This is a genomic window from Massilia sp. TWP1-3-3 (genome assembly GCF_049897805.1).
Lineage (GTDB): Bacteria > Pseudomonadota > Gammaproteobacteria > Burkholderiales > Burkholderiaceae_D > Telluria_A.
Window position 1 is genome coordinate 54,737 of the sequence record NZ_JAFCWX010000007.1, and the last position, 26,385, is coordinate 81,121.

Consider the following 26,385-nt stretch of genomic DNA (forward strand, 5'->3'; position numbering starts at 1 on the left):
AGCTGTGACAGCAGATACGCGAATGCGCAGGCGCGCTGGGTAGCGATTGGGGACGCAGTGCAAGACGGTCACGGCAAAAGTATAGTGGGTGCACGTAAAAAAGCGCCCCGCGAGGCGCTTTTCCGAGAGCTTGCTTGCCTACTTCACCAGCAGATTATTCACCGGTACCAGATCGGCTTCGCGCAGCGAACCTGCGGCCGACTTCAGGCGCAAGCCATTCATAATCGTGTCGTAGCGTGCGCGCGACAGGTCGCGGCGCGTCAGGTACAGCTGGCGCTGGGCGTTCAACACATCGATATTGATGCGCACGCCAACCTGGTAGCCCAGCTTGTTCGACTCGAGCGCTGACGTGCTCGACACTTCGGCCGCCTGCAAGGCGCGCACCTGCGCCAGCCCACTATTGACACCTAAAAACGCCTGGCGCGCGCCCAGGGCAGCGTTGCGGCGCGTGGTCTCGAGGTCGTTGCGCGACTTGTCTTCGAGCGCGATCGATTCCCGCACCCGGCTGGTGACGGCAAAGCCGTTGAACAAAGGCAGGCTGTATTGAACGCCGATCGCGTTGCTGTTGTTCGTGCCCGACACGTTGTACTGGCCGCTGTTGCTCTGACGGCGCGCGTTGGCGACCAGGTCGAGCGTCGGATAATGCCCGGCGCGGCTTTTCTGGATGTCGCGCTTGGCCGATTCATACGCCAGTTCGGCGCTGACCACGCCATAGTTCGCGCTCTCGGCCGAGCTGACCCACGGCTCGATCGCCGCCGGCTGGGGCGCGGCGAGCACCACGCCCGGCTTAAGCGGGACGAGCACGGTCGGCGCGGCGCCAATGATGGCCTGCAGCGCGCTGCGCTTATTTTCCAGGTCGTTGATGGCGGCAAACTCCTGCGCCACGACCAAGTCGTACGCGGCCTGCGCTTCGTGGGTGTCGGTGATGGTCTGGGTACCGACTTCAAAATTGCGCTTGGCCGAGGCCAGCTGCTCCGTGGTTGCCGTTTTTTGGGCGCGGTTCAGTTCCAGCGTATCTTGCGCGGCCAGCACGTCGAAGTACGCTTGCGAGACGCGCGTGATCAAGTCTTGCTGCGCCTGCGCGAACTGCGCTTCGCTCAGCGCCTGCTGCAGTTTGCTCTGCTGGTAAGTCTGCCAGTTCGCCCAGCGAAACAGCGGCTGCTGCAGCGACAGCGTGTGGGTGGTGGTGCGATATTGCTGGCTGGCGCCGGTGATGATGCCGTTCGCGCCCAGCGCGCCCTCGTTCCATGGGGATGAATCGCCGTCGTTCCTGACGATGCTGCCGTCCAGGCCCACGGTAGGCAGCAACAGGGAGCGGCCCTGGGTTGTCTTTTCCCGGCCGACGGCCAGCGAAGCACGCGCGCTGGCAAAAGTTGCGTCGTTGGCCAACGCCTGCTGGTAGACCTGGATCAGGTCGGCCGCCTGTGCACTAATCGAAAGAAATGCGCTGGCGATCAGCACGGCGATATGGGATTTCTGCATTACATTCTCCGTTGGAGTCATCATCAAAAGGGTTAACCATTACAGCCGTTCCCGCACGCCGCATTTGCCAACTGTCGTCAGTCAATACTTCGGCATTGCCGGGTCTACCTGTACCGCCCAGGCGTGAATTCCGCCCGTCAAATTAAACGTCTTGCCAAAGCCATTGCGCTCCAAAAAGGCCGCCACCTGCATGCTGCGCGCGCCGTGATGGCAGATGCAGACAATCTCTGTATCCTCGTCCAGTTCTTCGATGCGCGCCGGTATGGTGCTCATCGGGATCTGGGTCGAACCGGCGATCTTGCAGGTTTCAAACTCCCAGTTTTCGCGCACGTCCAGCAGCAAGGGCTGGGCGCGGGCGGGATCGGCCAACCATGCCGACAGTTCGGGGGCAGTCAGGTGGTTCATCGCTCAGAAGGTAAAGCGCGAGTGCTTGACCGAGTCCGACAGCAGCTTGACGTTGGTCTCGAACACCTTGACGGTGTCGTACGCCGTTTCCGACACGCGGGTGATCACTTGCGCCGTCATGACCGGCGCCTGGCCGATGATGGCGGCGATGCGTCCGCCTACCTTGATCTGCTTGAGGAAGGCTTCCGGCAGCGCCTCGAGCGCACCGGAGATGACGATCACGTCAAACGGCGCGCCCGCGTTCCAGCCCTGCGCGCCGTCGCCCAGTTCCACCGTTACGTTGCTCAGGCCGGCACGGGCCAAATTGGCCTGCGCCAGTTCCTTGAGCGCCGGATTGATTTCGATCGTCGTCACGTGGCGCGCCTTGTGCGCGAGCAGGGCTGCCATGTAGCCCGAGCCGGCCCCGATTTCCAGCACGTTCTCGTGCTTTTTGAGCTGGACTTCCTGCAGGATGCGCGCTTCGATCTTGGGCGTGAACATCGCTTCGCCACTTCCGAGCGGGATTTCGGTGTCGACAAAGGCCAGCGCTTTGTGCGCGGCCGGCACGAAATCCTCGCGCTTGACGACCAGCAGCAGATCGAGCACGTCCGAATCCAGCACGTTCCAGGGACGGATCTGCTGTTCAATCATGTTAAAGCGGGCTTGTTCGATATTCATCTATGTACTCGGTGAGAAAATGATAATGCGATATTTTATCGTTGAACGGCCTTAGTTCCCACATCTTAACGACATGGGCCCTCAGATCGCCGGAAATTGCGACAGTCTGCAGTTTAAAGGTAATGAAACCCCGGCAATGACGGACCTGCCGTTGTGGCCGGGTCAAAGGGGGGCCGGCGCGGTCAGCAGGCCATGCAGCGCCATGTCGAGGAAGGCTTCGAGGAACACCATCGGATCGAGGCCGCCCTGGCTGCACGGGCCGACCGAATGCTTCCAGGTGATGAGCATGAGCATGGGCGCGATCAGCACCTGGGTCATCACGTTGACGTCGACGGGCCGAAATTCGCCCCGGGCGATGGCGCGATCGAACATGCTGGCGATCATGCTGGTGCTGCGGTTAATGACTTCTTCCTGGTAAAACTGTGCAAGATCGGGGAAATTACCCGCTTCCGACATCACCAGCTTGATGATGCCGGAGGCCTTGGTGGCTCCCAGGCGTTGCCACCAGTTCATCAGGACGCAGCGCATCAGGTCGGCGGAGTGGCCGTCGTAGCTGGAAATGATGTCCTCGGCTTCGCCCAGCGCGGGCACGATGGTGTCGCGCACCACGGCCTTGAAGAGCTCTTCTTTATTCGTGAAGTACAGGTACAAGGTGCCCTTGGACACGCCGGCGCGGCGGGCCACGTCTTCCAGGCGGGTGGAAGCGTAGCCGCGCTCGACGAACAAGTCGAGGGCGGCGGCCAGCAGCTCCTGCGGGCGGGCGTCTTTGCGGCGCTCCCAGCGCGGCTTCATTTCAAAAGGGCATTGCATGCTTCAATCCGGTAACTTACTTGCGAGTCATTAATATAGACCGGTGGTTGCTAAGCGTCAAGGTACTGACGCTGTTGATACGCGCTTGATTGTTGACTGAAATAATAGCCCCTTGAATAGCGACTGCAGCCACAATAAACGACTCTTGAATCAGGCCGCTACAGGGACGACTGGTTCGTGCCCGACGGGAGGCTATTGATTAGGTAGCGCCGCGCGAATCATTTTCAGGTGGCACAGACGACAACAGCACGCTGTCTTTGCCGCCATAGATCTTTCGGAAGCGCAGATAGCCAGCACGGTTCTTGCCGGCGTATGGCTCGCGGCCTTTTGTAATCATCGGAGGTATTTCCTTGCCACCCGCAGTATAAGCATTCGCCAGCTTGAGCTCTTCAGGCGTGAGCTCCATACTATCCTCAGGTCGACGGATACGTCCTTGCCGCATATCCATGCCGAATGTTGCCTTCATTTGGGCCGCGCGAGCGCGCAAGCGCGCACCTTCATCGCGCTTGAAGCAAAGCTCGTCGAGCTTTTCTTTTGTTGCCTTCACCGAGTCAGGGTTGCCGGGAATAATTTTGAACCATGATCGTGAATCATGCACATATTCGTCGAACATGACCGCCACGGCTTCCGACACAGTTGGATATGGCTGATACCACCGAGCGATCTCCTCCCATTCGCTTTTGTGGTCGTTTGAAAATCCGGCTAGCTGCTGCTCAGGTTTGAAATTCTTGCCCGCATTCCCCTTCCATTCCTCGAAATCGGCGGTTTCCTGCTCAAATTCCAGGAAGGCACTGTGAAAATCGTTTTTATCGAGCATGTTGCAGCGACTGTAGAATTGGGTCCGCTCGATTGGCGTTTTTCCTGTTGATCGCCGTGACAGGCGCCACTCCATCTGCAAGCGCGCCTGTTCACGCATGATGGCGGTCAGCGAACCACTCTTCACCTTGCATACAGCCAAGTAATTATTCAGGTGTTCGATGGTCGCCTTCTGAATCGCGAAACGGTCCTTCGCCACCTCTGATGCATATTCAAGTTTCAAGGGGACGCCAGCAAGCCTGGCCATCTTGTACATGACCGCTAGAGGAATCCGCGCCAGCATGTCGGTTCCATCTCCCAACTTGCCTTTGCCTTGCTCCTGGGGAGCGTAACCGCAACCAAGGTCAGAATGGACGCCCGGAATGACAATCTCCCACCAGTTCGGCTGAAGCTGTCCTTCCACGGAGATGGAATCCGATGGAAAACTGCGGCGCAGCTCGTGAGCGGCCACCAAGTGCACGCATGGAACACCGGGAGTTACACGCAGGCTGTGCTCCGTGTCGGCCCATCCGCCATGCCCGTCGAACAATTTCAACAATGGGACGTTACCGAAGGAATTGCCAGCACCAACAGAGGCGACGGTGTCGTACAGCCCCAGGAAGTCGAACGACACGCGAAAGCCACCCAGAGTGTGCGTGTGCTTGGCGTTAGTCATTTGCGCATCAAGTTCACACAGGCTGATCATCCAGTTATTGAACGCCCTGGCTTGGGTGGCTCCACGGGAAAATCCAAAGGTGGAGATGTGAATGGTCTTGACCGTCCCCGGACCGACCATGTAGCCGCCCGACCCTTCTTCGGTGATCATGAATCCGCTTATCGCTGCATGCAGTCGCTCCAGCAACGCTATAAATTCCATTTTAGCGTGGAGCTTCTCACCTTGTAACACATGATTATTTGCAAGTTCTCCTCTCGCCCGGAACAGTTCTCGGCGTTGATGGGTGAGGGCAATCCTTTTCACTAGAAGCAGCGCTTCAGGAGGGGCAATCAACGGCGCCTTCAGATAGAAGCGGTGTAAATTATTAATGGCCTGAATCATTGCCCATACGATCCTGCGCTCGCCAAACAGGCCTGCGGCGCCGCCGCCAATACCGTCTACCCCCTCGCCGCTATCTTGGACTGCTTCAAATTTGGAGGCAACACCGGGGATGTAGACCTTGAAAAAATTATTGAACTGATCTGGCTTGTACGTCCAATCAGTCGAACGGGGAAGGATTTTAGGCACGCAAAGGCCGGGATAGCAATCGTACAGGCGCGCGACGTTGGAGTGGTTGTTGCCGCCATTCTCGGCATCAATGTAATTGTTCTTGGTGCCATCGAAGAAGAACCCAAAAAAGAGGTTTGTCTTGCACGATTCACCGGGCTTGCCGAATTCTGGTTGCTCGCGGCGCTGGTATTTTTTCAAATCCTGCAGTTCCCCCTCAGAGAAAAAAGCCTCCTTCTCTGCGGGGTTGAGGAAATTTAAACCGATGTTCGGAACCAGCATCGTCCCCGCGTCTGGTGCTGTTTTCATGGCTGTGCGACCTTCACGCGCTTCAGGTTTTCCTGGGCCTCCGTCAGTCCGGTCTGATACTCCTCACGCAGCATGGCAAGGAATTCGGCGTCTCCTGGGCCCTTATATGCCTTCAATGCATCAGCTTCTCTCACCATCCGGTGGTCCCATATCTCCTTCCCGTATTCGACGGGGTTATTTTTTAGACTGGCCAATGAGTGCTCAAACAGATCTACATCCGATTGCGCCTCTTTCAAAAGCCGTGCGTGGAGGATTTGCTGATACGCCACGCTCGGCACTGGCCAGCCCTTTATCTTTCCGGGCCATTGCGGATGATCAGGCTGGAAGTTACTCGCTACGAGATTATATTCGTCGGCGGCAGTGCGAAGTATCCACAGCTCTGCAGCCTTGCCCTGCTCGTAGGCTGGAATGTCAAGCACATAGCTCTTTTTCACAGAAGACAAACTCTTCTCCGGCGTCGGCGGGATCCAAACCGTGGCTCTCAGCTCCGCCTTCAGACCAGCACGCCATTGCTTCGGCAAATTAAAACAGCACACCGTGCCGCCTGCTCCAAACGCAGTGATCGCCTCTTCACCCGCCCCATTTTCCTTGTCTGACGGATCGACAAGCACAAAACCAAATTCTTGCGCAGTATAATTAACGCCATGAATACTCACTGGCACCCGCCCGTCGTCCGCGCGCTCCGACTTGGCGCATGCAGTTAGCATCGGCAAGATCAGCACCGCACCGGCTATGGCCAAGCGCAAACGATCGATCCATAAACTCATACATTCTCCATCAAGGTTGGCACCTAATTTATTGAGCTTGTCCGCCATTGCGGCAGGCCAGGCAAGCTTCTTGCACTTCACGGCGCGGGCAACACGCTCGAATCGCCCATCGCGTACCTATTCTTCCAAAACCGGCTTCCCATTTTCATGGCTGTGTGGCCCGCACACGCTTCAGTTTTCCCTGGGCCTCGACAAGTCCAAACTGATACTCCGCACGTAGCGAGGCAAGGTATGCAGGGTCTTCCGGACCTTTATAGGCTTTCAATGCTTCCGATTCTCCCACCATCCGGTGCCTCCACATTTCCTTCCCGTGTTCGACAGGCTGATTTTTCAGATCTTCCAACGAGCTTTCAAACAGATCGACATCCGATTGCGCCTCTTTCAACGAACGTGCGTAGAGGATTTGCTGATACGCCACGCTCGGCACTGGCCAGCCCTTAATTTTTCCAGGCCATTGCGGATGATCAGGCTGGAAGTTACTCGCTACAAGACTATATTCATTGTCTGCAGTGCGAAGTATCCACAGCTCCGCAGCCTTGCCCTGCTCGTAGGCCGGAATGTCGAGCACATAGCTCTCTTTCACAGAAGACAAACTTTTGTCCGGCGTCGGCGGAATCCAAACCGTGGCTCTCAGCTCCGCCTTTAGGCCAGCACGCCATTGCTTCGGTAGATTAAAACAGCACACCGTGCCGCCTGCGCCAAACGCAGTGATCGCCTCTTCGCCCGCCCCATTTTCCTTGTCCTCCGGATCGACCAGCACAAAACCAAATTCTTGCGCAGTATAGTTAACGCCATGAATGCCCACGGGTACCCGCCCATCGTCCGCGCGCTCCGACTTGGCGCATGCAATTAGCATCAGCAAGACCAGCACCGCACCAGCTTCGGCCAAGCGCGAGCGCAAACGATAGATCCATAAACTCATACATTCTCCATCATTATTTGGCACCCTCTCCGTTCAGCTGTTCGCCAAGTTGGTGCGCCATTGCGCCAGGCTGGCTAGGCTATTGTGCCCGTGGCGCGCGACATGCTCGCACCACTCTTCTCGCAAGTCGTCTTCCAAACCCGCTTGCCTTGCCGTGGTGAGCGCAGCACTGACGGCTGCATGCAAGAGCGAGTGCGCAAGATCGGATTCAAACCCACTGTATGCAAGGCGGAACAACACTTCATCAGGCGCGGCGTCATCAAGGATTGCTCCGAACTGAACGTCGTCCAGCACTGCGTCCGCCGCCACCGCGCTTACCGTCCCTGCCACCTCCAAATCAGCCCAGTTGCCATCCCTGCCGATATACGACCAGAAATGCATACTCCCTGTGAACCGGGCGCGCTGGTCCGCGCGGAGCGCTGCAAAACTGCCCGGCAAGCGGCGTGTATCGGGAAATCGAAAATTGAAGCGCTGCCCATCATTTTCGATGATGCACCAGGCCGCGAGCCGCGCACCCAACTGTTCCAAATTTTCCGTGGTGGCGATGGCACTGACCATCGGCCAGCCACTGCAAGTCCTAAGCTTTGCATCCAGCTGTCCCATCAGCACGCCGCCTGCCGGCTTGATCAACATTAGGAACGGTGAAACATCCCTGACCGCGTCAGTGCAGCCTGGCAGCGTTTCAAACAGAAGATAAAACGGCACGTCTGTGCTGCTTTGGAAAGGCTTCGAGCGGTACAGCCCCGGGAGAAATGCACCGTCCAGCAGCAGGTAGAGCTGGCACTCATCGGGCAGGTCATCTGCTCGCTGTGCCAACTGGGCTATCGTTTCAGGCTGGTGCGGATCGATAAACATGATTTATCCGACCACCGTGAAAGCGGCCGCCGCCGCGAGGGACTTACGCAGGCACTCCACGCAAATGCTCCGGGGGAGCTCTGGCATCGCCATTGGGCGCCGCTCCGGTCCGAGAAAGCTCTTTTTGCCGGCATGAATAGTAATCTTGCCCGGACACTGCACGACGATATTGCCACCGTCGATAGTGATGTTGGCCCCTCCAGCAGTCGACAAACTGATGCTCTTGGCGGCGGCCCAGTCGATATGCGCATTCGCGCTAATCACATTAACCTCGTTGCGCGCCTGCACCTTAAGCGTGTCGCTCTGCGCCTGGATATCAATCGCGTCCTTGGCCGTAACTATCTGCAGGCCGACATTGTTCTCCCCCGCCTTCACTGCGCCGCCCAGCACGCCTATAGCCTGACCGCTGTGCACCCGCATCTGGCCGCCGGTAATGAGTTGACTGTCCTGCCCGCTCATGAGCGTCACGGTTTCGCCGTTGGCCAGTTGCACGCTCTGCCCTGCAGTAACTCCCAGGCCGCTCTTGGCCGCGATGGCGATGATGGCGTCCGTCGCGTGGGGCAGCTTGCCGTCGGCAGGTTTCGTCTCTTTGCTGCCAGCGTCCGCTTTGGCCTTAGGCAGCGTCTCGGTGCTAACCATGCCCGATACCGCCGTCAGCAGCGACTTTAGCGGCGCGGCCTGTTCATCGAGCACGCTGGCGTTGGCCTTGGCCGCGCCCACGTGCGCCGCCAAGGCCACTGTTTCGTGCTTTTTGGCCGCACCACTGAACGTTTCGCCCAATGCGACCGCTTGCTTAAGCATGGCGATCGCCGGCCCGTTATCGCCCGCGGCATCGCGTGCGCCGGCATTGTGATTGATCTTGTAACTGGTGATGAGCAATCCGGCCCCGGCACGCACCGCGCCATAGGCGTCGGTCCGCAGCTCGGCGCCATGACCGCGGAAACTGCCGCGATAGTTGTCCGCGCTGTGGATCAGATGACCAAGATTGAGCTCGCTGGCGGCGTTGCTGCTCTTGAGCTGAATGCGGCCTTGCCCATCGGTGTCGTCGAACAGCAACTGGTTGTAGCCCGACGCGCCAAACTCCTTGCTGCGCACGCCCCACTGCGCCGATCCGTTGCGATGGCCTTTGCTGTCGCTCGAGGCGCCATGCCACAGCGGGCTATTGCCGCCGGCGATATTGCCCTGTGCAGACGTCGCGTGATCATGGGCCGGGTCGAAGCGCTCGGACTGGCTTTCGCCGCCGCTCTGGCCGGCAGGCGTCGGCGCCACGCCGCCTTCGCCCTGGCCGTTGTACAAGGCGCCGACAATAATCGGACGGTCTATATCATTTTCAAGGAACTGGACGAGTACTTCCATCCCGATTCGTGGCAGAAACTGACTACCCATCCCACCGCCGGCTGAACGTTGCGCCACGCGCACCCAGCAGGTGGCCGCGATGTTGTCCTGCCAATGAAAGCGGATGCGTACGCGGCCAAGTCTGTCGCAGTACAGTTCATCAGCGCCATTGGCGCTGTCGTTGCCGTCAGGGCCAACGACAATCGCGCTTTGCGAGCCTAGTGCGGTCGGACGTGGATGCTTGCGCCCGGCACTGTCAGGCAACTGCGGGCGCCATGGAACATCAGCCGCTATCGCTTCGAAGCAATTCGCATAGCCCGTCTTGCATGCTTGCGCAACAACCAAAGCGAAATCACCGGGTCTGTTGTCACGCACAATCTCCTGCAGAAGTTCCGGAATGGGCCCGAACAGTTCGGCCAACGCTTGCTGGGCAGGCGACGGCAGGTTGTTGACGCCGACACTGGCAACGCGCACTACCGTGAACGAAGGAGTTTCACCCAGGCGCTGCAACGGGGCATCGAGAATGGTCAAGCGCGTCCCGGCCCGCAGGGTGCGCAAGGTGGAGCGGCCGCCCCACAGTTGGCTGCGCGCTTCGTGCCCTTCCATCTGCAATTGCGAGTAGCGCTGCGCCTGATCCGCATCCGCGAAGGCAAAGTGCCCAGGCGCGTCGAACGATTCAAGCGGGGGAATGCTACTGCCATTTTGCAGCCTCGACGGCGTACTCGCGCCCACCACCTGTTTGGATTTGTAATCGTAACTGAGGACGGTCGTCAGCGAAGTGCTAACCGAGCGCTCGGCGCGCAAACCCTGCACGGTATCCTGACGTTCGCCAGCGCGTGCATTGTGAAACCGAATACCGCCGTCGGCTTCGCTGCTGGCGTCTTGCGGCACGGCGCTCAACTGCGTGCTGTCGGCAAACAGGACCACACCAACACCGTCCTCCGATTGTTCAAAACGCCAAGCCAGGCCTTCCCCGGTCAGAACGCGCTGCACGAAGTCCAGATCAGTTTCGCGATACTGACAACAATAGCCGCGCAGCGGTGCCGCTGCCATGAACGGGCCAGTTTCGTCGCTCCAGCGCCAGATGGCCAGTGGCAAATAGGCTGCAAATACCGACTCGACAATCTCAATCACGGACTTGTCTTGCCACACGCGGCTGTTGCGAACTTGGCTCATGCGCCACATCCATGGCGACAGCCGCAAACGGTAGCGCGCCAAGCCGCCTTCACTACCAAGCATGGACGCTTCGCTGATGTCACCGCTAAAGCTGCTGCGCGTGCCGTCGGCCAGACTGATTCGAAGGCAGGCCTGCTGTCCGAGCAGCCGGGCCAGCTCGAGATGCGCGTTAGTCGACAACACGATCACGTCACGCGCACCCACTGCCTGGACCGCCTCGTCCGCGGCAAACGCTTCCACAAGCAGCCCGCCCGATCCCAGCTCGCGTGCACTAGCGCCAACGTCCAGAGCGTACAACCTGGTCGTCGTGGAGAACTGCGCGAGGGCAGTGTTGATACGTTCTGTCAGGTCGGCACTCATGTGGCCTTTCAGATAAGAAAAAAATTGAAATGTCGAGATCAGCGAAGGTGTGGCGCCAGAAACTTTCTTTAAATACAATATTACACTGCATTATCCTGCGTTGACCATTTCTTTTCGTTATCTGCTGACGAGCACACAGCCGTAAAAAATTGTAAGATATACAATTCTCACCACCAGCCTCTGCCATGACCACCGCTCTCCAGACCAGCCACCTCGCCACGCTCAAGGCCATCGGCATCATCAACGCCAGCCATGTGCGGCGCGCGCTGGCCCATCCACAACTTGCGGAACTGGACGCCTATCCCGACCTGCCGCATCTCCTGGTCTGGCTGGTATGCCGCGACATCCTGACCGAAGACCAACTGCGCCAGGCGTGCCGCCACGTCACCGCCACCTATTCGGGCGACGAACTCGATCGCCACAACGCGGTGCTGGCCGAGACCATTGCGCTGCTCGACAGGCTGCGCGACAATTTTAACCAGCAATGGATCGACACGCTGGTGACGGAAGATCTGATTACCGAAGAAGAAGGCGAAAGCGCGCTGGCGAGCGTGTCGACCGAAAATGTCCTGGCCTCGCCTGCCGCCGCCCTGGCCTGGATGACCATGGCCGACGTCATCAGCAGCAAGCGCCTCAATGAAATTCGCGCCACGGCCGACCAGGGCAGTGCCGAGCGCCGCGCCATCCTGGCCGAGGCCGAAGGCATCTTCGCCCAAGCCAATGCCGCCGCCCGCAGCATCTTTTGGCGCGAACTGTTCCCCGGTCCGCGCTGGCTGTGGATCGCCGCCCCCGTCCTGTTCCTGGGCTTGATGATCTGGATCAGGTGACCAGGACGGCAGCTTGCTTCCGGCCCGCATGCATCAGCCGTGCGACAAATCATCCAGGATCGGACAATCGGGACGCCCGTCGCCGTGGCAGCGCGTGGCCAGCGTTTCCAGCGTGCGGCGCATGGCCTGCAGGTCGGCGATCTTGCGATCAAGTTCGTCGATATGCTGCCGGGCCATCGCCCGCACATCCTTGCTGGCGCGCTGCTTGTCCTGCCACAGCGCCAGCAAGGTCTTGATCTGGTCGAGCGAAAAACCGAGCGCGCGGCCGCGGTGAATAAACTGCAGCACTTGCACGTCGCGCGCGTCGTAGATGCGGTAGCCCGCGCTGGTGCGCAGCGCTGCGCCGATCAGGCCAATGGCCTCGTAGTGGCGGATCATTTTGGCTGAGACGCCCGACGCTTTTGCGGTGTCGCCGATATTCATACCGTTCCTTTCGGGCGCCAGCGTTTGAGCAGCAGCGCATTCGATACCACCGACACGCTCGACATTGCCATCGCGGCGCCGGCAAGCATGGGGTTGAGCAGGCCAAAGGCGGCCAGCGGCACGCCCACGGCATTGAACACAAACGCCCAGAACAGGTTCTGGCGAATCTTGTTGTAGGTGCGGCGCGAAATGTCGATCGCGTCCACCAGCAGGCGCGGATCGCCCCGCATCAGCGTCAGGCCGGCAGTGTGCATGGCCACATCGGTGCCCCCGCCCATAGCAATGCCGATGTCGGCGGCAGCTAACGCCGGCGCGTCGTTGATGCCGTCGCCCACCATGGCCACCCGCAAGCCCTGCGCCCGCAGGCCGGCAATGAAGCGCGCTTTGTCTTCGGGCATAAGCTGGGCATGGATCTCGTCGATACCCAGCAGCGCGGCGATATGCTGCGCGCTCCCCTGGTTGTCACCGGTGAGCATGACGCTGCGCACGCCCGCCGCGCGCAGGCGCGCGACCGCCTGCGCACTCTCGGGCTTGAGCGTGTCGCCAAAGGCGAGCATGCCGAGCAATCTGGGCGCAGGGCCAAGCTCGGCCAGCCACGACACGGTCTCGCCGGCCTGCTCATGTTCGCGCGCCAGATCGGCCAGCGCACCGCCATCAGCCCCATCGACACCATGCTGCGCCAGCATGCGCGCGCTGCCCAGCGCCAGCGCCACGCCACCCACGCTGGCTGTCACGCCCAGCCCGGCCACGGCCTGGGTCGCGCTGGCCATGGCAGGAACAATGCCTGCTTCGCGCGCGGCCTGGCCTACGGCGCGCGCCAACGGATGCTCGCTACCCAGTTGAACCGCGGCGGCCAGCGCCAGCAGCGCATGGTCGTCGCCGTCCAGTGCGCGCCACGTGGTCAGGCGCGGCTTGCCGGCCGTGAGCGTGCCGGTTTTATCGAACGCCATCACCTGCACCCCATGCAGCAGTTCCAGCGCTTCGGCATCCTTGATTAGGATCCCGTGGCGCGCGGCCACGCCAGTGCCGGCCATGATGGCGGTGGGTGTGGCCAAGCCCAGCGCGCACGGGCAGGCGATCACGAGCACCGCCACCGCATTGAGCAGCGCCACGCGCCAGTCGCCGCCCAGGCTCCACCACAGCGCAAACGTGGCCAGCGCGATCAGCACGATGGCCGGCACGAACACCGCGCTGACCCGGTCCACCATGCGCTGGATCGGCGCCTTGCCGGCCTGGGCGTCTTCGACTGCGCCGATAATGCGCGCTAATACGGTCTGCGCGCCCACCGCGCCGGCGCGCGCCACCAGTAGCCCTTCGCCATTGACGGCGCCGCCCACCACCTGGCTGCCGGCAGTTTTTGCCACCGGCAGGCTCTCGCCAGTCAGCATCGATTCGTCGGCGTGGCTTTGCCCTTCGATGACCACGCCATCCATCGGGATGCGCTGGCCGGGACGGATCACAACCTCGTCGCCCACACGCAAAAAGGCGATTGGCGTCACGCGTTCGGCGCCGTTGACGCGCACCGTTGCCGTTTCGGGTCGCAGCGCCTGCAGCGCGCGGATCGCCTCCGTGGTCTGGCGCTTGGCGCGTGTTTCAAGCCATTTTCCAAGGCGCACCAGAGTGATGACCACCGCCGCCGCCTCGAAGTACAGGTGCTCGCCGCCCTGCCCCAGCCATTGGTAAACACTGAGGCCATAGGCAGCGCTGGTGCCGAGCGCCACCAGCAAGTCCATGTTGCCGCTGCCGGCGCGCAGCGCCTTCCAGGCGGCGCCGTAAAAGCGCGCGCCGATCCAGAACTGCACCGGCGTGGCCAGCAAAAACTGCAGCCAGCCGGGCAGCATCAGGTGCACGCCGGCCAGCGCGGCCAGCATGGGTACGATCAGGGGCAGCGTGAGCACGGCGGCCAGAGCGATCTGCCACGATTCCGGTGCGGCGCCCGCCTTTGGCGTGACGTCATTGGCAGCGGCGCCGTAACCGGCCTTTTCGACGGCGGCAACCAGCGCCGCCGGCGCGACGGCGCTGCCGTGCGCATACACGGTGGCCCGCTCGGTCACCAGGTTGACGCTGGCGTCGACCACGCCGGGCACGGCGCGCAAAGCGCGTTCGACCCGCCCCGCGCACGAAGCGCAGGTCATGCCGCTGACCGAAATCGCGGTCTCTACCGGGATGTCGCTGCGTTCAAGGGTGGTTGTGCTCATGGCCGATCTCCGTGCAAACTGGTTACGGCCATCATCGGCCTTCCCATTATAGTAAGGTCAAGCGGCGCGCGCACGATACAATCGGCTTGACCTTCCCATAGTGGCAACGTCCAGAATAGCATTTGCCATCTTCCCGCAAGGAGCATCACATGATTACACTGAACGTACCGGACATGAGCTGCGCGCACTGCTCAGGCGTTATTACCAAGGCGCTGCGCGCCCTCGACCCGGTTGCCGTCATTGGTTTCGAGATGCACAACCACCAGGTGCAGGTCGACACCACGCACAATGCCGCCGCGGTCATCAACGTCATGGCGGCGGCCGGCTACCCGGCTACGCTGGCCTAGTCGTGCGCCATGCTCTCTGCTACCTGGCCGCGCTGTTCGCGCTGAGCGGCTGCGCCTCGCTCTCGGCCGACGGCGGCCAGGACGGCGTGCGCCGCCTGGTGCACGAACGCGCCGGTCCGGCCGCACCGGCGCGCGCGTCGGTCGCGGCCCTGCTCGCCCAGCCGCTGAGCGCGGAAAACGCGGTCAGCATCGCGCTGCTTAACAACCGCGGCCTGCAGGCCAGCTACGCGGAGCTGGGCATCGCCGAGGCCGACCTGGTGCAGGCCGGCCGGCTGTCCAACCCGGCCTTCACCTTTGGACGCCTGCGCGGTGGCGACGGCGTCGATATCGAACGCAAGCTGATGCTGCCCGTGATTGGCCTGTTGACCATGCCGCTCACGCGTGCGCTGGAACAGCGCCGCTACGAGCAGGCGCAGCTGCGCGCTGCCGCCGAGGTGCTGCGCGTGGCCGATGAAACGCGGCGCGCGTGGTACGGCGCCGTCGCGGCCGGGCAAACTGCGCACTACATGGAACAGGTGCAAAGCGCCGCTGAAGCGGGCGCCGAACTGGCGCGCCGCATGCTGGAGGCGGGCAACTGGAGCGCCTTGCAGCAGGCGCGCGAGCAAGCCTTCCTGGCCGACGCGGTGGGCCAGCTGGCACGCGCGCGGCAGGCGCAGGTCGCCGAGCGCGAAAAGCTGATCCGGCTGATGGGATTGTCGGGCGCGCAAACGGGTTTTGTGCTGCCGGAGCGCCTGCCCGACTTGCCCGCCGCTCCGCGCACCATCGGCAACGCCGAAGAACAGGCCATGGCCAACCGGCTCGACATCCTGATGGCGCAAAAGGAACTGGCCGGCCTTGCCACATCGCTGGGCCTGACGCGTGCAACCCGCTTTGTCAACCTGCTCGATGTGAGCTATCTGCACAACAGCGAAGCTGGCGGCGCGCGCGCCACGGGGTATGAAATATCGCTTGAAATCCCCCTGTTCGACTTTGGCGGCGTGCGCGTGGCCAGGGCCGAAGCGACCTACATGCAGGCGCTGCAGCGCGCCGCCGCCGGCGCCATTGACGCCCGGTCGCAAGTGCGCCTGTCGTACGTGGCCTACCATAGCGCCTACGGCGTCGCGCGCCACTACCGCGACCAGGTGGTCCCGCTCAAAAAGCGCATCTCCGACGAGCAGCTGCTGCGCTACAACGGCATGCTCATCAGCGTGTTCGAACTGCTGGCCGACGCGCGCGAGCAGGTCGCCAGCGTCAACGCCGCCATCGAAGCGCAGCGCGATTTCTGGATCGCCGATTCGGCCCTGCAGGCCGCCATGACGGGCGCTGCGGGCCAACACTGACAAGGAAGCGAACAATGGTTACACGCAGGAGTTTTTTCAAGAATGCGGGTGTGGCAGCGGTGGCCGGCACGGTGGTCAGCCGGGTGGGCGCCGCTTCGCTGCCGGAAGCGGTCAGCATGGACAAAGCCGCCACCGCGCCGCCGCTGCATCCGCCCACCGGGCGGCCTTACAATCCGGTCGTCACCCTCAATGGCTGGACACTGCCGTGGCGCATGAAGGACGGGGTCAAGGAATTTCACCTGGTGGCCGAACCGGTGGTGCGCGAAATCGCGCCTGGCATGAAAGCGCGCCTGTGGGGTTACAACGGCCAGTCGCCGGGGCCGACCATCGAGGTCGTCGAGGGCGACCGCGTGCGCATTTTCGTCACCAACAAGCTGCCCGAACACACCAGCGTGCACTGGCACGGCCAGCGCCTGCCCAACGGGATGGACGGCGTGACCGGCATCACCCAGCAGGGCATCGGCCCTGGCAAGACGTTCATGTACGAATTTGTCGCGCGCCGCCCGGGCACCTTCATGTACCACCCGCACGCGGACGAAATGACGCAAATGGCGATGGGGATGATGGGCATGTGGATCACGCATCCAAAAGGCCCGCACTTCATGCCGGTGGACCGGGATTTTTGCCTGTTGCTCGCTTCGTACGACATCGACCCGGGCAGCTACACGCCCAAGGTCAACACGATGACCGACTTTAATCTGTGGACGTTCAACAGCCGCGCCTTTCCCGGCATTGATCCGATGGTGATGCGCCAGCACGACAAGGTACGGATCAGGGTCGGCAACCTGACCATGACGAACCACCCGATCCACATCCACGGGCACGAGTTCACCGTCACCGGCACCGACGGTGGATGGGTGCCGCCGACGGCGCGCTGGCCGGAAGTGACGACCGACGTCGCGGTGGGACAGATGCGCGCGATCGAGTTCATCGCCGACGAGCCGGGCGACTGGGCCTTCCACTGCCACAAGTCGCATCACACCATGAACGCCATGGGGCACGACGTGCCCACCATGATCGGCGTGGACCAGAAGGAGGTGCTCGGCAAGATCAACAAGCTCATTCCCGACTATATGGCCATGGGCGAGAAGGGCATGGCCGACATGGGCGACATGGAAATGCCGCTGCCGGAAAACACGCTGCCGATGATGACCGGGAGCGGGCCGTTCGGGGCGGTCGGCATGGGCGGGATGTTTACCACCATGAAGGTGCGCAAGGGGATCGCGCGGGGCGACTACCAGGACCCGGGCTGGTACCGCCACCCGCCGGGAACGGTGGCGCGCGAAGTCAGCGGCGGTGCGCCGCAGCCGGTCAGCGCGCCGGACAAGGCGGCGATGGCGGCCAAGCCCGGCGAGGCGGTGATCGAAGTGACCAAGCCCGGGGGCAAGCATCACCAGCATTGATGGCGCGTTTGCAGGATCATAAAAAGTAGGTCGGAAAAGGACGCAGTCCGCATTCCGACATGCGTCTCGACGGCCCATGTCGGAATGCGCGCTGCGCGCTTTTCCGACCTACTCGCTCGCCAAGCGTATACTCCATGCATGACGCCGCCCCTGAGCTGCCGTCCCGGCTGCGGGGCGTGCTGCACCGCTCCTTCCATCACTTCGCCCATCCCCGGCATGCCCGGCGGCAAAGCGGCCGGGGTACGCTGCATTCAATTGCGCGATGACAACGGCTGCGCCATCTTCGGCCAACCCGAACGGCCCGCCTTTTGCGCCGGCCTGCAGCCATCGAGCGAGATGTGCGGCGCCACCCGCGAGCATGCCATCGCCTGGATTACGGCGCTGGAACTGGCCACCGCGCCCGCTTAGCCGCACTGAACTTCCCCGCCCGGGCGCACTCCAACTGCTCAGCAAACGCTTTTTTCGGCGAAGATCGCAAAGTTGCGGCCTGGATTGGTGCAAATCTGCGGGGCCGGAACGGTCAAGCAGCGTGCTCGTGGTAAGCTTCGACCCCGCAGCACGCCGCCTTCCGGCCCGATTTTCCTCATATACCGAAAAAACGTTTCATGGATATTATTCTTGCGATAAAAGCGATCGTGATGGGCCTGGTGGAGGGCTTCACCGAGTTTTTGCCCATTTCATCGACCGGCCACCTGATCCTGGCGGGCAGCCTGCTTAACTTCACCGATGAAAAATCGAACGTCTTCAAGATCGTCATTCAGGCTGCCGCCATGTTTGCCGTCTGGTGGGAATTCAGCGCCCGCATCAAGGCAGTTTTCGCCGGCATGTTCAGCGACCCCAAACAGCAAAAATTCATTCTCAACCTCGTGGTCGCCTTCCTGCCGCTGGCCATCCTCGGCCTCTTGTTCGGCAAGCTTATCAAAACCATGCTGTTCCATCCGGTGCCGGTGGCTATTGCGTTCATTGTCGGCGGCTTTGTGATTCTGTGGGCCGAGGCGCGCCAGAAGGCCAACCCAACCGCCGTGCGCGTGCAAAGCGTGGACGACATGACCATGCTCGACGCGCTCAAGGTCGGTTTTGCCCAAGCGCTCGCGCTCATTCCCGGCACCAGCCGCTCGGGCGCGACCATCATTGGCGGCATGCTGTTCGGCCTGCCGCGCAAGGTGGCCACGGAATTCTCGTTCTACCTCGCCATCCCGACCATTCTGGTCGCTACCGTATATGACCTGGTCAAGCACCGCGCGCTGCTCACCTCCAGCGACGTGCCCCTGTTTACCATCGGCTCGCTGGCCGCATTCATCTCGGCCTTTTTGTGCATCCGCTGGCTGCTGCGCTACATCTCCAGCCATGACTTTACCGTCTTCGCTTGGTACCGCATCGCCTTTGGCGTGCTGGTCATCGCCAGCGCGCATTACGGCTGGGTAGTTTGGGCAGAATAATGGCCCCCGACACCGGCGCGCGCGCACTTCATCTGCTGGAAACCGTTTTCGGTTATCCAGCCTTTCGCGGCCAGCAAGGCGAAATCGTCGAACACGTGGCCGGTGGCGGCGACGCGCTGGTCCTGATGCCTACCGGTGGGGGCAAGTCGCTGTGCTACCAGATCCCGGCCTTGCTGCGCGACGGCGTGGGCGTGGTCGTGTCGCCGCTCATCGCGCTGATGCAAGACCAGGTCGACGCGCTGGCCGAAGTGGGCGTGCGCGCCGCCTTCCTCAACTCTACGCAAACGTACGAAGAGTCGATGCGCATCGAGCGTTTGGTGCGCACTGGCGAAATCGACCTGGTGTACGTGGCGCCCGAGCGCCTGATGACGCCGCGCTGCCTGGACCTGTTCGACGCTTCGCGCATTGCGCTGTTTGCGATCGACGAGGCGCACTGCGTCTCGCAATGGGGCCACGACTTCCGGCCCGAATACATCAAGCTCTCGATCCTGCACGAGCGCTTTCCCGACGTGCCGCGCATCGCGCTCACCGCCACCGCCGACCAGCAGACCCGCGCCGAAATCGCGCTGCGCCTGCAACTGGGCGACGCGCGCCAGTTCGTGTCCTCGTTCGACCGCCCCAACATCCGCTACCAGATCGTCGAGAAGGGCAACGGGCGCAAGCAACTGCTCGACTTCATCACCACCGAGCATGGCAGCGACGCCGGCATCGTCTACTGCCTGTCACGTAAAAAGGTGGAAGAAACCGCCGAATTCTTGAACGAAAATGGTATCCGCGCCCTGCCCTACCACGCCGGCATGGACTACCCCAAGCGCGCGGCCAACCAGTCGCGCTTTCTGCGTGAAGAGAGCATCGTGATGGTCGCGACCATCGCCTTTGGCATGGGCATCGACAAGCCGGACGTGCGCTTCGTGTGCCACCTGGACCTGCCCAAGAGCATAGAGGGCTACTACCAGGAGACCGGCCGCGCCGGCCGCGACGGCATGCCGGCCAGCGCCTGGATGGCCTACGGCCTGCAAGACGTGGTGCTGCAGCGGCGCATGATCGACGAATCCGAAGCCGACGAAACCTTCAAGCGCGTGCTGTCGATGAAGCTCGACGCCATGCTGGGCCTGTGCGAAACGCTCAGCTGCCGGCGCATGCGCTTGCTCGAATACTTCGGCGAGCAGTCCACCCCGTGCGGCAATTGCGACACCTGCCTGGTGCCGCCCGTGTCGTTCGACGGCACGGTGCCGGTGCAAAAGCTGCTCTCGACGATCTACCGGGTCGACCAGCGCTTTGCCGCCACCCACGTGATCGAAGTGCTGCGCGGCGTGGAGACCGACCGCATCAAGCAATGGCACCACGATTCGCTGTCGGTGTTCGGCATCGGCAGCGAACGCGCCGAAGCGGAGTGGCGCGCCATCTTGCGCCAAGCGATCGCGCTCGGCCTGGTCACGGTCGACCATGAAGTATTCAATTCGCTCAAGCTGACCGACGCCGCGCGCCCGGTGCTCAAGGGCGGCCAGAAGGTGCAGCTGCGCCAGTACCAAAAGCCCGTCAAGCCCAAGCGCACGGCGAGCGCGGGCAAGCCGCATATCGAGATGGACCTGTCCAAGTCGGAGCAGGAAATTTTCGAGAAACTGCGCTGGTGGCGCGTTGAAACGGCGCGCGTGCACAATGTGCCGGCATACGTCATCTTTGTTGATGCGACGCTGCGCGAAATTGCCAAGGCCAAGCCGACGTCGCTCGAGCAGCTGCGCGGTGTGACGGGCGTGGGCGAAAAGAAGCTGGTGTCGTACGGCGACGAAATCGTGGCCATGATCATGGAGATGAGCTGAGCATAGCGCAGCCGCAGGTGAGGCTCTTGCTTGACCATTCACCATGACCGAACCTTTGCACCCATCCCACAGCGCGCGTCCGGCAAACCAGTCGCTGGCGATGCGCCACCCATTCCTGCTGGCGCTCGCGCTGTCGCTGGGCGCGACCATCTCGCTGGGGCTGTCGCGCTTTTCCTACGCCTTGCTGCTGCCGGCCATGCGCGACGACTTGGGCTGGAGTTATTTTCTATCCGGCTCGATGAATACCGGCAATGCGCTGGGCTATTTCATCGGTGCGCTGCTGACACCGCTCCTGATGCGCCATTGCCGCGCGCAAACGCCCCTGGTTGGCGGCGCGCTGCTGGCCGGCGTGGTGATGATGCTTTCCGGTTTCGTGGTCGACGCCAATCTGCTGATGGCGCAGCGGGTGCTGGCGGGCGTGGCAAGCGCTTTTGTCTTTATCGCCGGCGGGGTCTTGGCGGCACGTTTGGGTTCGCTCCATCCGGGCCGTGCGGGCCTGCTGATCGGCATTTACTATGGCGGGACCGGGTTCGGCATTCTCCTGTCCGCCTTGCTGGTGCCGTTTTCCTTGTCCAGCGCCGCCTTGCGTGCCGCCGCCCATCCTTGGCAATGGGCGTGGGTCGCGCTGGGCGCCGTCTGCCTGTTGGCAACCGTGGTGATGGCGCTGGTGGTGGCCAGGATCGACGGCACGCCGGCCGCGCGGGGCACCCAAGGCCACTTCCGCATCCGGCCGTTTGCCTACGGGCTGGCGGGCTACCTGATGTTCGGCGTCGGCTATATCGCCTACATGACCTTCGTCATTGCGCTACTAAAGGAGCAAGGCATGCGGCCCGAAACCATTACCTGGTTCTACGCGGCGCTCGGCGTTGCGGTGATGGCGTCATCGCGCATCTGGGCGGGCATGCTGGACCATTTCAACGGCGGCCAGTCGATGGCGATATTGAACGCGCTGCTCGGCGTGGCGACCATCTTGCCGGCGTTGACACAGTTCGCGCCGCTGGTGTTCCTGTCGGGCCTGTTGTTCGGCGCCATATTTCTCTCGGTGGTGGCCTCCACCACCGCGCTGGTGCGGCACAACTTGCCGGCGCACGCCTGGTCCGCCGGCATCAGCGCTTTTACTACCGTGTTTGCCTTCGGCCAGATCATCGGTCCGTCCATTGTCGGCTGGATCGCCGACGGACCGGGCGGCTTGCAGCGCGGGCTGATTTTTTCCGCGCTCGCCTTGTTCATTGGCGCAGCGCTGGCCTCGCGCCAGCGGGCGCTTTAAAGAGCGGGCAAGCGGCTACTTCTTGATGAAGACCAGGTCCCACACGCCGTGGCCTAGCTTGATGCCGCGGTTTTCAAACTTGGTCAGCGGACGGTAGGCGGGCTGCGGCGCATAGCCTTCCGCCGTGTTTTGCAGCAGCGCTTCGGCGCCCAAGACGTCCAGCATCTGGATCGCGTAGTCTTCCCAGTCGGTGGCGCAGTGCAGGTAGCCGCCGGGTGCGAGGCGCTCGGCCAGCAGCTTGACGAACGGCCCCTGCAGCAGGCGGCGCTTGTTGTGGCGCGCCTTGTGCCACGGGTCCGGGAAGAACACGTGCACGCCGGCCAAGGACGCCTCCGGGATCATCTGGTTGAGCACTTCGACGGCGTCATGCTGGATCAGGCGCAGATTGGTCAGCTCCTGCTCGCCAATCTGCTTGAGCAGGCTGCCAACGCCGGGCGTGTGCACCTCGACGCCGATGAAGTCTTTTTCCGGCATGCCCTTGGCGATGTGGGAGGTGGTGTCGCCCATGCCGAAACCGATCTCCAGGATCACCGGCGCCGTGCGGCCGAAGGCGGCGGTGAAGTCGAGCGGCGCCTTGGCGTATTCGATCAGGTACTTGGGCCCCAGTTCTTCGAGCGCGCGCGCCTGTGCGATCGACAGGCGGCCGGCGCGCGTGACGAAACTGCGGATGCGGTGCTCGGTCGGGTCGTACATCATGGGGCGGTTGGGGGTATCTGCGGACATGGGGTCAGTGGGAAAAAAAGGCCGGACGGCATTATATCGCACAGGGCGGAACTGCCCGCCTGCCGGGAACAATCATGGCTTTGCAGCTGGTCCTGTCAAAGGTGCGCCAGTCCCAACACATCGGCCAGCATATGCGCGAAGACGGATGGCCAAAGAACCCGGGTGCGCCAGTAGTAGTAGCCAACGACGAGGCCGAAGATGACGACGGAGACGGCGCCCATGGGACCTTGGTATAGGTGATACAGCAGCCTGACAAGGACGTTCAGGCCGAGCGCAAATGATGCACCGGCGGCCGAAAAACCGCGGATCAGGTAGCCGAGCAGGAAGGTCTCTTCGTAAAGACCATTGAGCAGCGATAGTGCCAAGATAAGCACAAGTGTCGGCCTTGCATTTTCAAGGATTGCCAGAATGGGTTGCGCTTCTCGTTGACTTTGCGAAAAAAGTTGCTCGACAAGCCAACAGGCGCATAGCGCCACAGCACACAGGAGTGTGCCGGCCAGGCAACCTCGCCAAGTCGGCTTGGGCAGCAGTTCCTTGATGGAATAGCCACGGAGGTGGAGAACGGCTAGGGCAATAGCCCCAAAAAAACACTCGACAGCCATGAGGCCGGAGAGGCTGGAATCGGAAAAGGAGGCCACCGTGGGGAATCCGCGCACAACAGCGTCGATTGACGCAAGCATGAACCAGCCGAAACAAATTGCAACGATTAAGCACGCTTCGCCGACGGTGGGAATGATTTTCGAGTCAGCAGTCAAGAGTATCCCTAACGAGAAAAACGCGGCTAACCCGAGTTCATCCTTGAACGATACCGCAACCATTCAGCCGGACGCGACTGTTGAGTAGGCGATGCAAGTAAATTTTTTGGGGGAAACGATCCGGATGCGTGTTCAGCACGTATAGGCTGGAGCGGGTGAAGGGAATCGAACCCTCGTCGTAAGCTTGGGAAGCTTCTGCTCTACCATTGAGCTACACCCGCACTATCCGTATTCTAAGGGGTTTTGTCGTATCTGACAAATTTCAGGCTCATCAGGGCGCAGCCTTTGCCTCTGGCGACCCGCCGCGCATCGCCACATGAGCCACCAACGGGGCGGACCACCAGCGCGCCCTTGATGCTGGCAACCTGCGCCCCATCGACAAACCAACTGTCGCTGTCAATTGACTAATACAGCATCGATCTGTCCCCGTCGGCTTGTGCCTTGTCCCCGCCGCGCCGCATCACTAGACTGGGCTCACCTCCACGCTGCGAATTGCCTGCCATGACCGAACTCTTGCCCCTGATGAGCTATTGCCTTGTCATGTCAGCCACCCCCGGACCCAACAACGTGATGCTCGCCACCACTGGCGCCAACTTCGGTGGTCGCGCCGCGCTGCCAGCCATCCTGGGCATCCAGGCCGGTGTGTTCGTGCAAACCATCCTCGTGTGCATGGGCCTGGGCAGTGTCTTCCTGGCCTATCCGTTGGCGCAACACATGCTGCGTATTGCGGGTTCGCTGTATCTGGTGTTTTTGGCTTGGAAGCTGAGCGGGGCGGCGATCGGCGGCCTGCACCCCGCCAATACAGTGTCATTTGCCCAGGCTGCGGTATTTCAGGCGCTGAACCCCAAGAGCTGGGTAAAGGCCATTACCGTGGCATCGGTTTTCATGCCTGCGGGGCACAGCACGGTCGTGAGCGCTCTGCTGGTAGCGGTCATCGGCACGCTGGTAGGCACGCCGTGCAGCGCCATGTGGGCTTTGTTTGGCATCTCGATTCGCCGCTTGCTGGAAGATCCGCGCAAGCAGCGCGTCTTCAATCTGACCATGGGCGCCATCTTGCTGGTCCTGGCCGTGATGTTTTTGCGCTAAACTTTTACCATGTTCACCCTCGACCGCTCCTCTCCCATCGCCCTCTCCAAGCAGATTGAAACAAAGCTGCGCCACATGGTCGAGAGCCGCGCCCTGCCCGGTGGCGCCAAACTGCCGTCGATACGCCAGCTCGCCACCCAGTTGGCAATCAGCACCAACACCGTCGTGGTGGCCTACGACAGGCTGGTTGCCGCAGGCATCATCGATTCTCATGGCACGGCAGGATTTTTTGTCTGCACAAGCAACGAGGCCAGGTCGATTCCCGACGAGGTGGCACTTGAAGCGGGCGAGGAGCAGGAGCCCGTCTGGTTGGCGCAGCAAGCAAACGATCAGCGCGAGGGGGTATTGCTGGCAAGTAGCGGAGCATTGCCGCCGACCTGGCTGCAAGACGCGGTGCCGGCCGCCGCCGTGCAACGAGCCCTGGCACGCAGCCCTGCCGGCATGGCTTCGCGCTGTCCGCCCCAAGGGCTACCGGAACTACGCGAGCACATCGCCCTGCTGCTGCGCGGCTTCGGCGCTGCCTTTGACGCCGGCCACATCCTCACCACCTTTGGCGGCACCCATGCAATCGACTTGATTTGCCGTAGCTTTTTGCAAGCTGGCGACACCGTGCTGGTGGAAGACCCCGGTTATTTTTTACTGTTCGGCAGGTTGCGCCAGGATGGCATACGCTTGGTGTCGATCAAGCGCGGCCCCGATGGCCTCGATCTCGATGCCCTGGAGGCCGCCTGCCGCGAGCACCGTCCACGCCTGCTGTTCGTGCAGACGGCCTTGCATAACCCCACGGGGTGGAGCAGCAGCGCGGCCAATTTGCACAAGGTCTTGATCCTGGCGCAGCAATATGGCGTCTTGATCGCTGAAGATGATGTGCACGGCCATTTTCAGCAAGGCCACAGTACGCGCCTCGCTTCCCTGTCCGGCCTTGATGGCGTGATTTATTACTCCAGCTTTTGCAAGGCGCTCAGCCCCGCCTTGCGCATGGGCTATCTGGCCGCCGCCCCGGCCTTGCTCAGGGTGCTGATGCGAACCAAGATCCATGCCGTCATGACGATGCCCGCGCTAAACGAATATGTGCTGCTGGAAGTGCTCAGAACCGGCAATTTGCGCAAACATCTGGACCGTCTGCAGCGCAAGATCATGTTGGCGCGCAACGCCAGCACGCGCCAGTTAAGCGCGGCGGGTGTGGTCTTCGAGCAGCCGGGCGACGCCGGCATTTTTTTGTGGGGCAGCATGCCGGAAGGTCTGGACGTTGACTTGCTGGTGCAAGACGCTTACCGCAACAAAATTTTACTCATGCGCGGGGCCGCCTTTTCGGCCAATGACACGGCCGACCGCCACGTCCGCTTCAACGTCGCGTTCAGCCAGCATCCACGCTTGAGCAATTACCTGCAAGAACGCTTGCAAGCGGTGGCGGGGGCGCGCTCAAGCTTGGCGCGCGTGGCCGGCGCGGTTAGTGCGGATGCCAAGCGCTGACTGCACGGCCGTTCAGGGACCACTTCGCTACCAGATGCTCACGCGCTCGGCCGGCGCCAGATACATCGGGTCACCAGGCACACGGCCAAAGGCGTCATAAAAAGCAGCTTGATCGCGCACCGCAGTGTTGACACGTACGTCATCGGGCGCATGCTCGTCGCTTAAGCATGGCGAGCATCAGCGCTTCACTGCGTACCTTGCTGCCACCGC

At 61.8% G+C, this 26,385-nt stretch carries 23 protein-coding genes, 1 tRNA gene and 1 pseudogene; 10 read left to right on the forward strand and 15 right to left on the reverse strand.

All coding sequences use genetic code 11. The features are described from left to right. Nucleotides 1-138: 138 nt before the first annotated feature. The 9 genes from ACP7D4_RS08725 to ACP7D4_RS08765 form a co-directional block, all read right to left on the reverse strand. Nucleotides 139-1,482, reverse strand: a complete 1,344-nt coding sequence (locus ACP7D4_RS08725) for a TolC family outer membrane protein (protein ID WP_426208672.1) — start codon at nt 1,480-1,482, stop codon at nt 139-141. Nucleotides 1,483-1,563: 81 nt separating this feature from the next. Further along, nucleotides 1,564-1,887, reverse strand: coding sequence for a rhodanese-like domain-containing protein (locus ACP7D4_RS08730; RefSeq protein ID WP_426107260.1), 324 nt, complete (start codon nt 1,885-1,887; stop codon nt 1,564-1,566). Between the two features lie 3 nt (nt 1,888-1,890). Further along, nucleotides 1,891-2,544 (reverse strand): protein-L-isoaspartate O-methyltransferase family protein, encoded by a 654-nt coding sequence (locus tag ACP7D4_RS08735; protein WP_426208674.1) that lies wholly within the window; start codon nt 2,542-2,544, stop codon nt 1,891-1,893. Nucleotides 2,545-2,706: 162 nt separating this feature from the next. Continuing rightward, nucleotides 2,707-3,354, reverse strand: a complete 648-nt coding sequence (locus tag ACP7D4_RS08740) for a TetR/AcrR family transcriptional regulator (RefSeq protein WP_426107262.1) — start codon at nt 3,352-3,354, stop codon at nt 2,707-2,709. 199 nt (nt 3,355-3,553) lie between these two features. After that, entirely contained in the window at nt 3,554-5,680 is a 2,127-nt protein-coding gene (locus ACP7D4_RS08745; RefSeq protein ID WP_426208675.1) for a T6SS phospholipase effector Tle1-like catalytic domain-containing protein, read from the reverse strand. Further along, nucleotides 5,677-6,447: a DUF3304 domain-containing protein gene (locus tag ACP7D4_RS08750; protein ID WP_426208677.1), complete on the reverse strand. Its 771-nt coding sequence runs from the start codon at nt 6,445-6,447 to the stop codon at nt 5,677-5,679. The genes ACP7D4_RS08745 and ACP7D4_RS08750 overlap by 4 nt, the downstream gene beginning before the upstream one ends. 145 nt (nt 6,448-6,592) lie before the next feature. Then, entirely contained in the window at nt 6,593-7,369 is a 777-nt protein-coding gene (locus ACP7D4_RS08755; RefSeq protein ID WP_426208679.1) for a DUF3304 domain-containing protein, read from the reverse strand. A 33-nt stretch (nt 7,370-7,402) separates the two neighbouring features. Beyond that, complete coding sequence (locus ACP7D4_RS08760) at nt 7,403-8,224, reverse strand: DUF4123 domain-containing protein (protein ID WP_426208681.1); 822 nt, start codon at nt 8,222-8,224, stop codon at nt 7,403-7,405. A 3-nt stretch (nt 8,225-8,227) separates the two neighbouring features. Further along, nucleotides 8,228-11,095 carry a type VI secretion system Vgr family protein gene (locus ACP7D4_RS08765; protein ID WP_426208683.1) on the reverse strand — a complete coding sequence of 956 codons (2,868 nt, stop codon included), beginning with the start codon at nt 11,093-11,095 and terminating at the stop codon, nt 8,228-8,230. A gap of 185 nt (nt 11,096-11,280) precedes the next feature. Here ACP7D4_RS08765 and ACP7D4_RS08770 point away from each other — a divergent pair, with 185 nt between their 5' ends. Then, the gene (locus ACP7D4_RS08770) at nt 11,281-11,922 is read left to right on the forward strand and encodes a hypothetical protein (protein ID WP_426208685.1); all 642 of its coding nucleotides are present in this window, start codon (nt 11,281-11,283) and stop codon (nt 11,920-11,922) included. A 33-nt stretch (nt 11,923-11,955) separates the two neighbouring features. On the opposite strand, the gene cueR is transcribed toward ACP7D4_RS08770, so the two are convergent. Further along, on the reverse strand, nt 11,956-12,345 hold the full coding sequence (gene cueR / locus ACP7D4_RS08775) for a Cu(I)-responsive transcriptional regulator (RefSeq protein WP_426107272.1): 390 nt from the start codon (nt 12,343-12,345) through the stop codon (nt 11,956-11,958). Next, nucleotides 12,342-14,543 (reverse strand): heavy metal translocating P-type ATPase, encoded by a 2,202-nt coding sequence (locus ACP7D4_RS08780; RefSeq protein ID WP_426208686.1) that lies wholly within the window; start codon nt 14,541-14,543, stop codon nt 12,342-12,344. Before ACP7D4_RS08780 ends, cueR begins: the two co-directional genes overlap by 4 nt. A gap of 149 nt (nt 14,544-14,692) precedes the next feature. Here ACP7D4_RS08780 and ACP7D4_RS08785 point away from each other — a divergent pair, with 149 nt between their 5' ends. The 7 genes from ACP7D4_RS08785 to ACP7D4_RS08815 all read left to right on the forward strand — a co-directional run bounded on the left by ACP7D4_RS08785 (nt 14,693) and on the right by ACP7D4_RS08815 (nt 22,138). Beyond that, entirely contained in the window at nt 14,693-14,890 is a 198-nt protein-coding gene (locus ACP7D4_RS08785; RefSeq protein WP_426208688.1) for a heavy-metal-associated domain-containing protein, read from the forward strand. A gap of 2 nt (nt 14,891-14,892) precedes the next feature. Beyond that, a complete protein-coding gene (locus ACP7D4_RS08790) occupies nt 14,893-16,209 on the forward strand; it encodes a TolC family protein (protein ID WP_426208689.1) in 1,317 nt (438 codons plus the stop codon). 14 nt (nt 16,210-16,223) lie between these two features. Next, complete coding sequence (locus ACP7D4_RS08795; protein WP_426208691.1) at nt 16,224-17,612, forward strand: multicopper oxidase family protein; 1,389 nt, start codon at nt 16,224-16,226, stop codon at nt 17,610-17,612. A 138-nt stretch (nt 17,613-17,750) separates the two neighbouring features. Next, a complete protein-coding gene (locus ACP7D4_RS08800; RefSeq protein WP_426107280.1) occupies nt 17,751-18,020 on the forward strand; it encodes a YkgJ family cysteine cluster protein in 270 nt (89 codons plus the stop codon). A 197-nt stretch (nt 18,021-18,217) separates the two neighbouring features. Continuing rightward, nucleotides 18,218-19,051, forward strand: a complete 834-nt coding sequence (locus ACP7D4_RS08805) for an undecaprenyl-diphosphate phosphatase (RefSeq protein ID WP_426107281.1) — start codon at nt 18,218-18,220, stop codon at nt 19,049-19,051. Beyond that, nucleotides 19,051-20,871 (forward strand): DNA helicase RecQ, encoded by a 1,821-nt coding sequence (gene recQ, locus ACP7D4_RS08810; RefSeq protein ID WP_426107282.1) that lies wholly within the window; start codon nt 19,051-19,053, stop codon nt 20,869-20,871. Before ACP7D4_RS08805 ends, recQ begins: the two co-directional genes overlap by 1 nt. Nucleotides 20,872-20,914: 43 nt before the next feature. Further along, nucleotides 20,915-22,138, forward strand: coding sequence for a YbfB/YjiJ family MFS transporter (locus ACP7D4_RS08815; protein ID WP_426208693.1), 1,224 nt, complete (start codon nt 20,915-20,917; stop codon nt 22,136-22,138). Nucleotides 22,139-22,153: 15 nt separating this feature from the next. Here the strand turns inward: ACP7D4_RS08815 and trmB are convergent, their stop codons facing one another. The 3 genes from trmB to ACP7D4_RS08830 all read right to left on the reverse strand — a co-directional run bounded on the left by trmB (nt 22,154) and on the right by ACP7D4_RS08830 (nt 23,837). Continuing rightward, nucleotides 22,154-22,834, reverse strand: coding sequence for a tRNA (guanosine(46)-N7)-methyltransferase TrmB (gene trmB / locus ACP7D4_RS08820; RefSeq protein WP_426107286.1), 681 nt, complete (start codon nt 22,832-22,834; stop codon nt 22,154-22,156). A gap of 122 nt (nt 22,835-22,956) precedes the next feature. Continuing rightward, the gene (locus ACP7D4_RS08825; protein ID WP_426208694.1) at nt 22,957-23,616 is read right to left on the reverse strand and encodes a CPBP family intramembrane glutamic endopeptidase; all 660 of its coding nucleotides are present in this window, start codon (nt 23,614-23,616) and stop codon (nt 22,957-22,959) included. 147 nt (nt 23,617-23,763) lie between these two features. Then, a tRNA-Gly gene (locus ACP7D4_RS08830) sits at nt 23,764-23,837 on the reverse strand. A 280-nt stretch (nt 23,838-24,117) separates the two neighbouring features. Here ACP7D4_RS08830 and ACP7D4_RS08835 point away from each other — a divergent pair. Beyond that, complete coding sequence (locus ACP7D4_RS08835; RefSeq protein ID WP_426208696.1) at nt 24,118-24,702, forward strand: LysE family translocator; 585 nt, start codon at nt 24,118-24,120, stop codon at nt 24,700-24,702. Nucleotides 24,703-24,711: 9 nt separating this feature from the next. Next, nucleotides 24,712-26,175 (forward strand): PLP-dependent aminotransferase family protein, encoded by a 1,464-nt coding sequence (locus tag ACP7D4_RS08840; protein ID WP_426208697.1) that lies wholly within the window; start codon nt 24,712-24,714, stop codon nt 26,173-26,175. Between the two features lie 27 nt (nt 26,176-26,202). On the opposite strand, the pseudogene ACP7D4_RS08845 reads toward ACP7D4_RS08840, so the two are convergent. Then, a pseudogene (locus ACP7D4_RS08845) lies at nt 26,203-26,328 on the reverse strand (M13-type metalloendopeptidase); the annotation flags it as partial. Nucleotides 26,329-26,385 lie beyond the last annotated feature (57 nt).

Coding starts and splice junctions, on each gene's coding strand:
- ACP7D4_RS08725 (WP_426208672.1), bottom strand. CDS start 1,482: ATGCAGAAATCCCATATCGCCGTGCTGATCGCCAGCGCATTTCTTTCG.
- ACP7D4_RS08730 (WP_426107260.1), bottom strand. CDS start 1,887: ATGAACCACCTGACTGCCCCCGAACTGTCGGCATGGTTGGCCGATCCC.
- ACP7D4_RS08735 (WP_426208674.1), bottom strand. CDS start 2,544: ATGAATATCGAACAAGCCCGCTTTAACATGATTGAACAGCAGATCCGT.
- ACP7D4_RS08740 (WP_426107262.1), bottom strand. CDS start 3,354: ATGCAATGCCCTTTTGAAATGAAGCCGCGCTGGGAGCGCCGCAAAGAC.
- ACP7D4_RS08745 (WP_426208675.1), bottom strand. CDS start 5,680: ATGAAAACAGCACCAGACGCGGGGACGATGCTGGTTCCGAACATCGGT.
- ACP7D4_RS08750 (WP_426208677.1), bottom strand. CDS start 6,447: ATGAGTTTATGGATCGATCGTTTGCGCTTGGCCATAGCCGGTGCGGTG.
- ACP7D4_RS08755 (WP_426208679.1), bottom strand. CDS start 7,369: ATGAGTTTATGGATCTATCGTTTGCGCTCGCGCTTGGCCGAAGCTGGT.
- ACP7D4_RS08760 (WP_426208681.1), bottom strand. CDS start 8,224: ATGTTTATCGATCCGCACCAGCCTGAAACGATAGCCCAGTTGGCACAG.
- ACP7D4_RS08765 (WP_426208683.1), bottom strand. CDS start 11,095: ATGAGTGCCGACCTGACAGAACGTATCAACACTGCCCTCGCGCAGTTC.
- ACP7D4_RS08770 (WP_426208685.1), top strand. CDS start 11,281: ATGACCACCGCTCTCCAGACCAGCCACCTCGCCACGCTCAAGGCCATC.
- cueR (WP_426107272.1), bottom strand. CDS start 12,345: ATGAATATCGGCGACACCGCAAAAGCGTCGGGCGTCTCAGCCAAAATG.
- ACP7D4_RS08780 (WP_426208686.1), bottom strand. CDS start 14,543: ATGAGCACAACCACCCTTGAACGCAGCGACATCCCGGTAGAGACCGCG.
- ACP7D4_RS08785 (WP_426208688.1), top strand. CDS start 14,693: ATGATTACACTGAACGTACCGGACATGAGCTGCGCGCACTGCTCAGGC.
- ACP7D4_RS08795 (WP_426208691.1), top strand. CDS start 16,224: ATGGTTACACGCAGGAGTTTTTTCAAGAATGCGGGTGTGGCAGCGGTG.
- ACP7D4_RS08800 (WP_426107280.1), top strand. CDS start 17,751: ATGACGCCGCCCCTGAGCTGCCGTCCCGGCTGCGGGGCGTGCTGCACC.
- ACP7D4_RS08805 (WP_426107281.1), top strand. CDS start 18,218: ATGGATATTATTCTTGCGATAAAAGCGATCGTGATGGGCCTGGTGGAG.
- recQ (WP_426107282.1), top strand. CDS start 19,051: ATGGCCCCCGACACCGGCGCGCGCGCACTTCATCTGCTGGAAACCGTT.
- ACP7D4_RS08815 (WP_426208693.1), top strand. CDS start 20,915: ATGACCGAACCTTTGCACCCATCCCACAGCGCGCGTCCGGCAAACCAG.
- trmB (WP_426107286.1), bottom strand. CDS start 22,834: ATGATGTACGACCCGACCGAGCACCGCATCCGCAGTTTCGTCACGCGC.
- ACP7D4_RS08835 (WP_426208696.1), top strand. CDS start 24,118: ATGACCGAACTCTTGCCCCTGATGAGCTATTGCCTTGTCATGTCAGCC.
- ACP7D4_RS08840 (WP_426208697.1), top strand. CDS start 24,712: ATGTTCACCCTCGACCGCTCCTCTCCCATCGCCCTCTCCAAGCAGATT.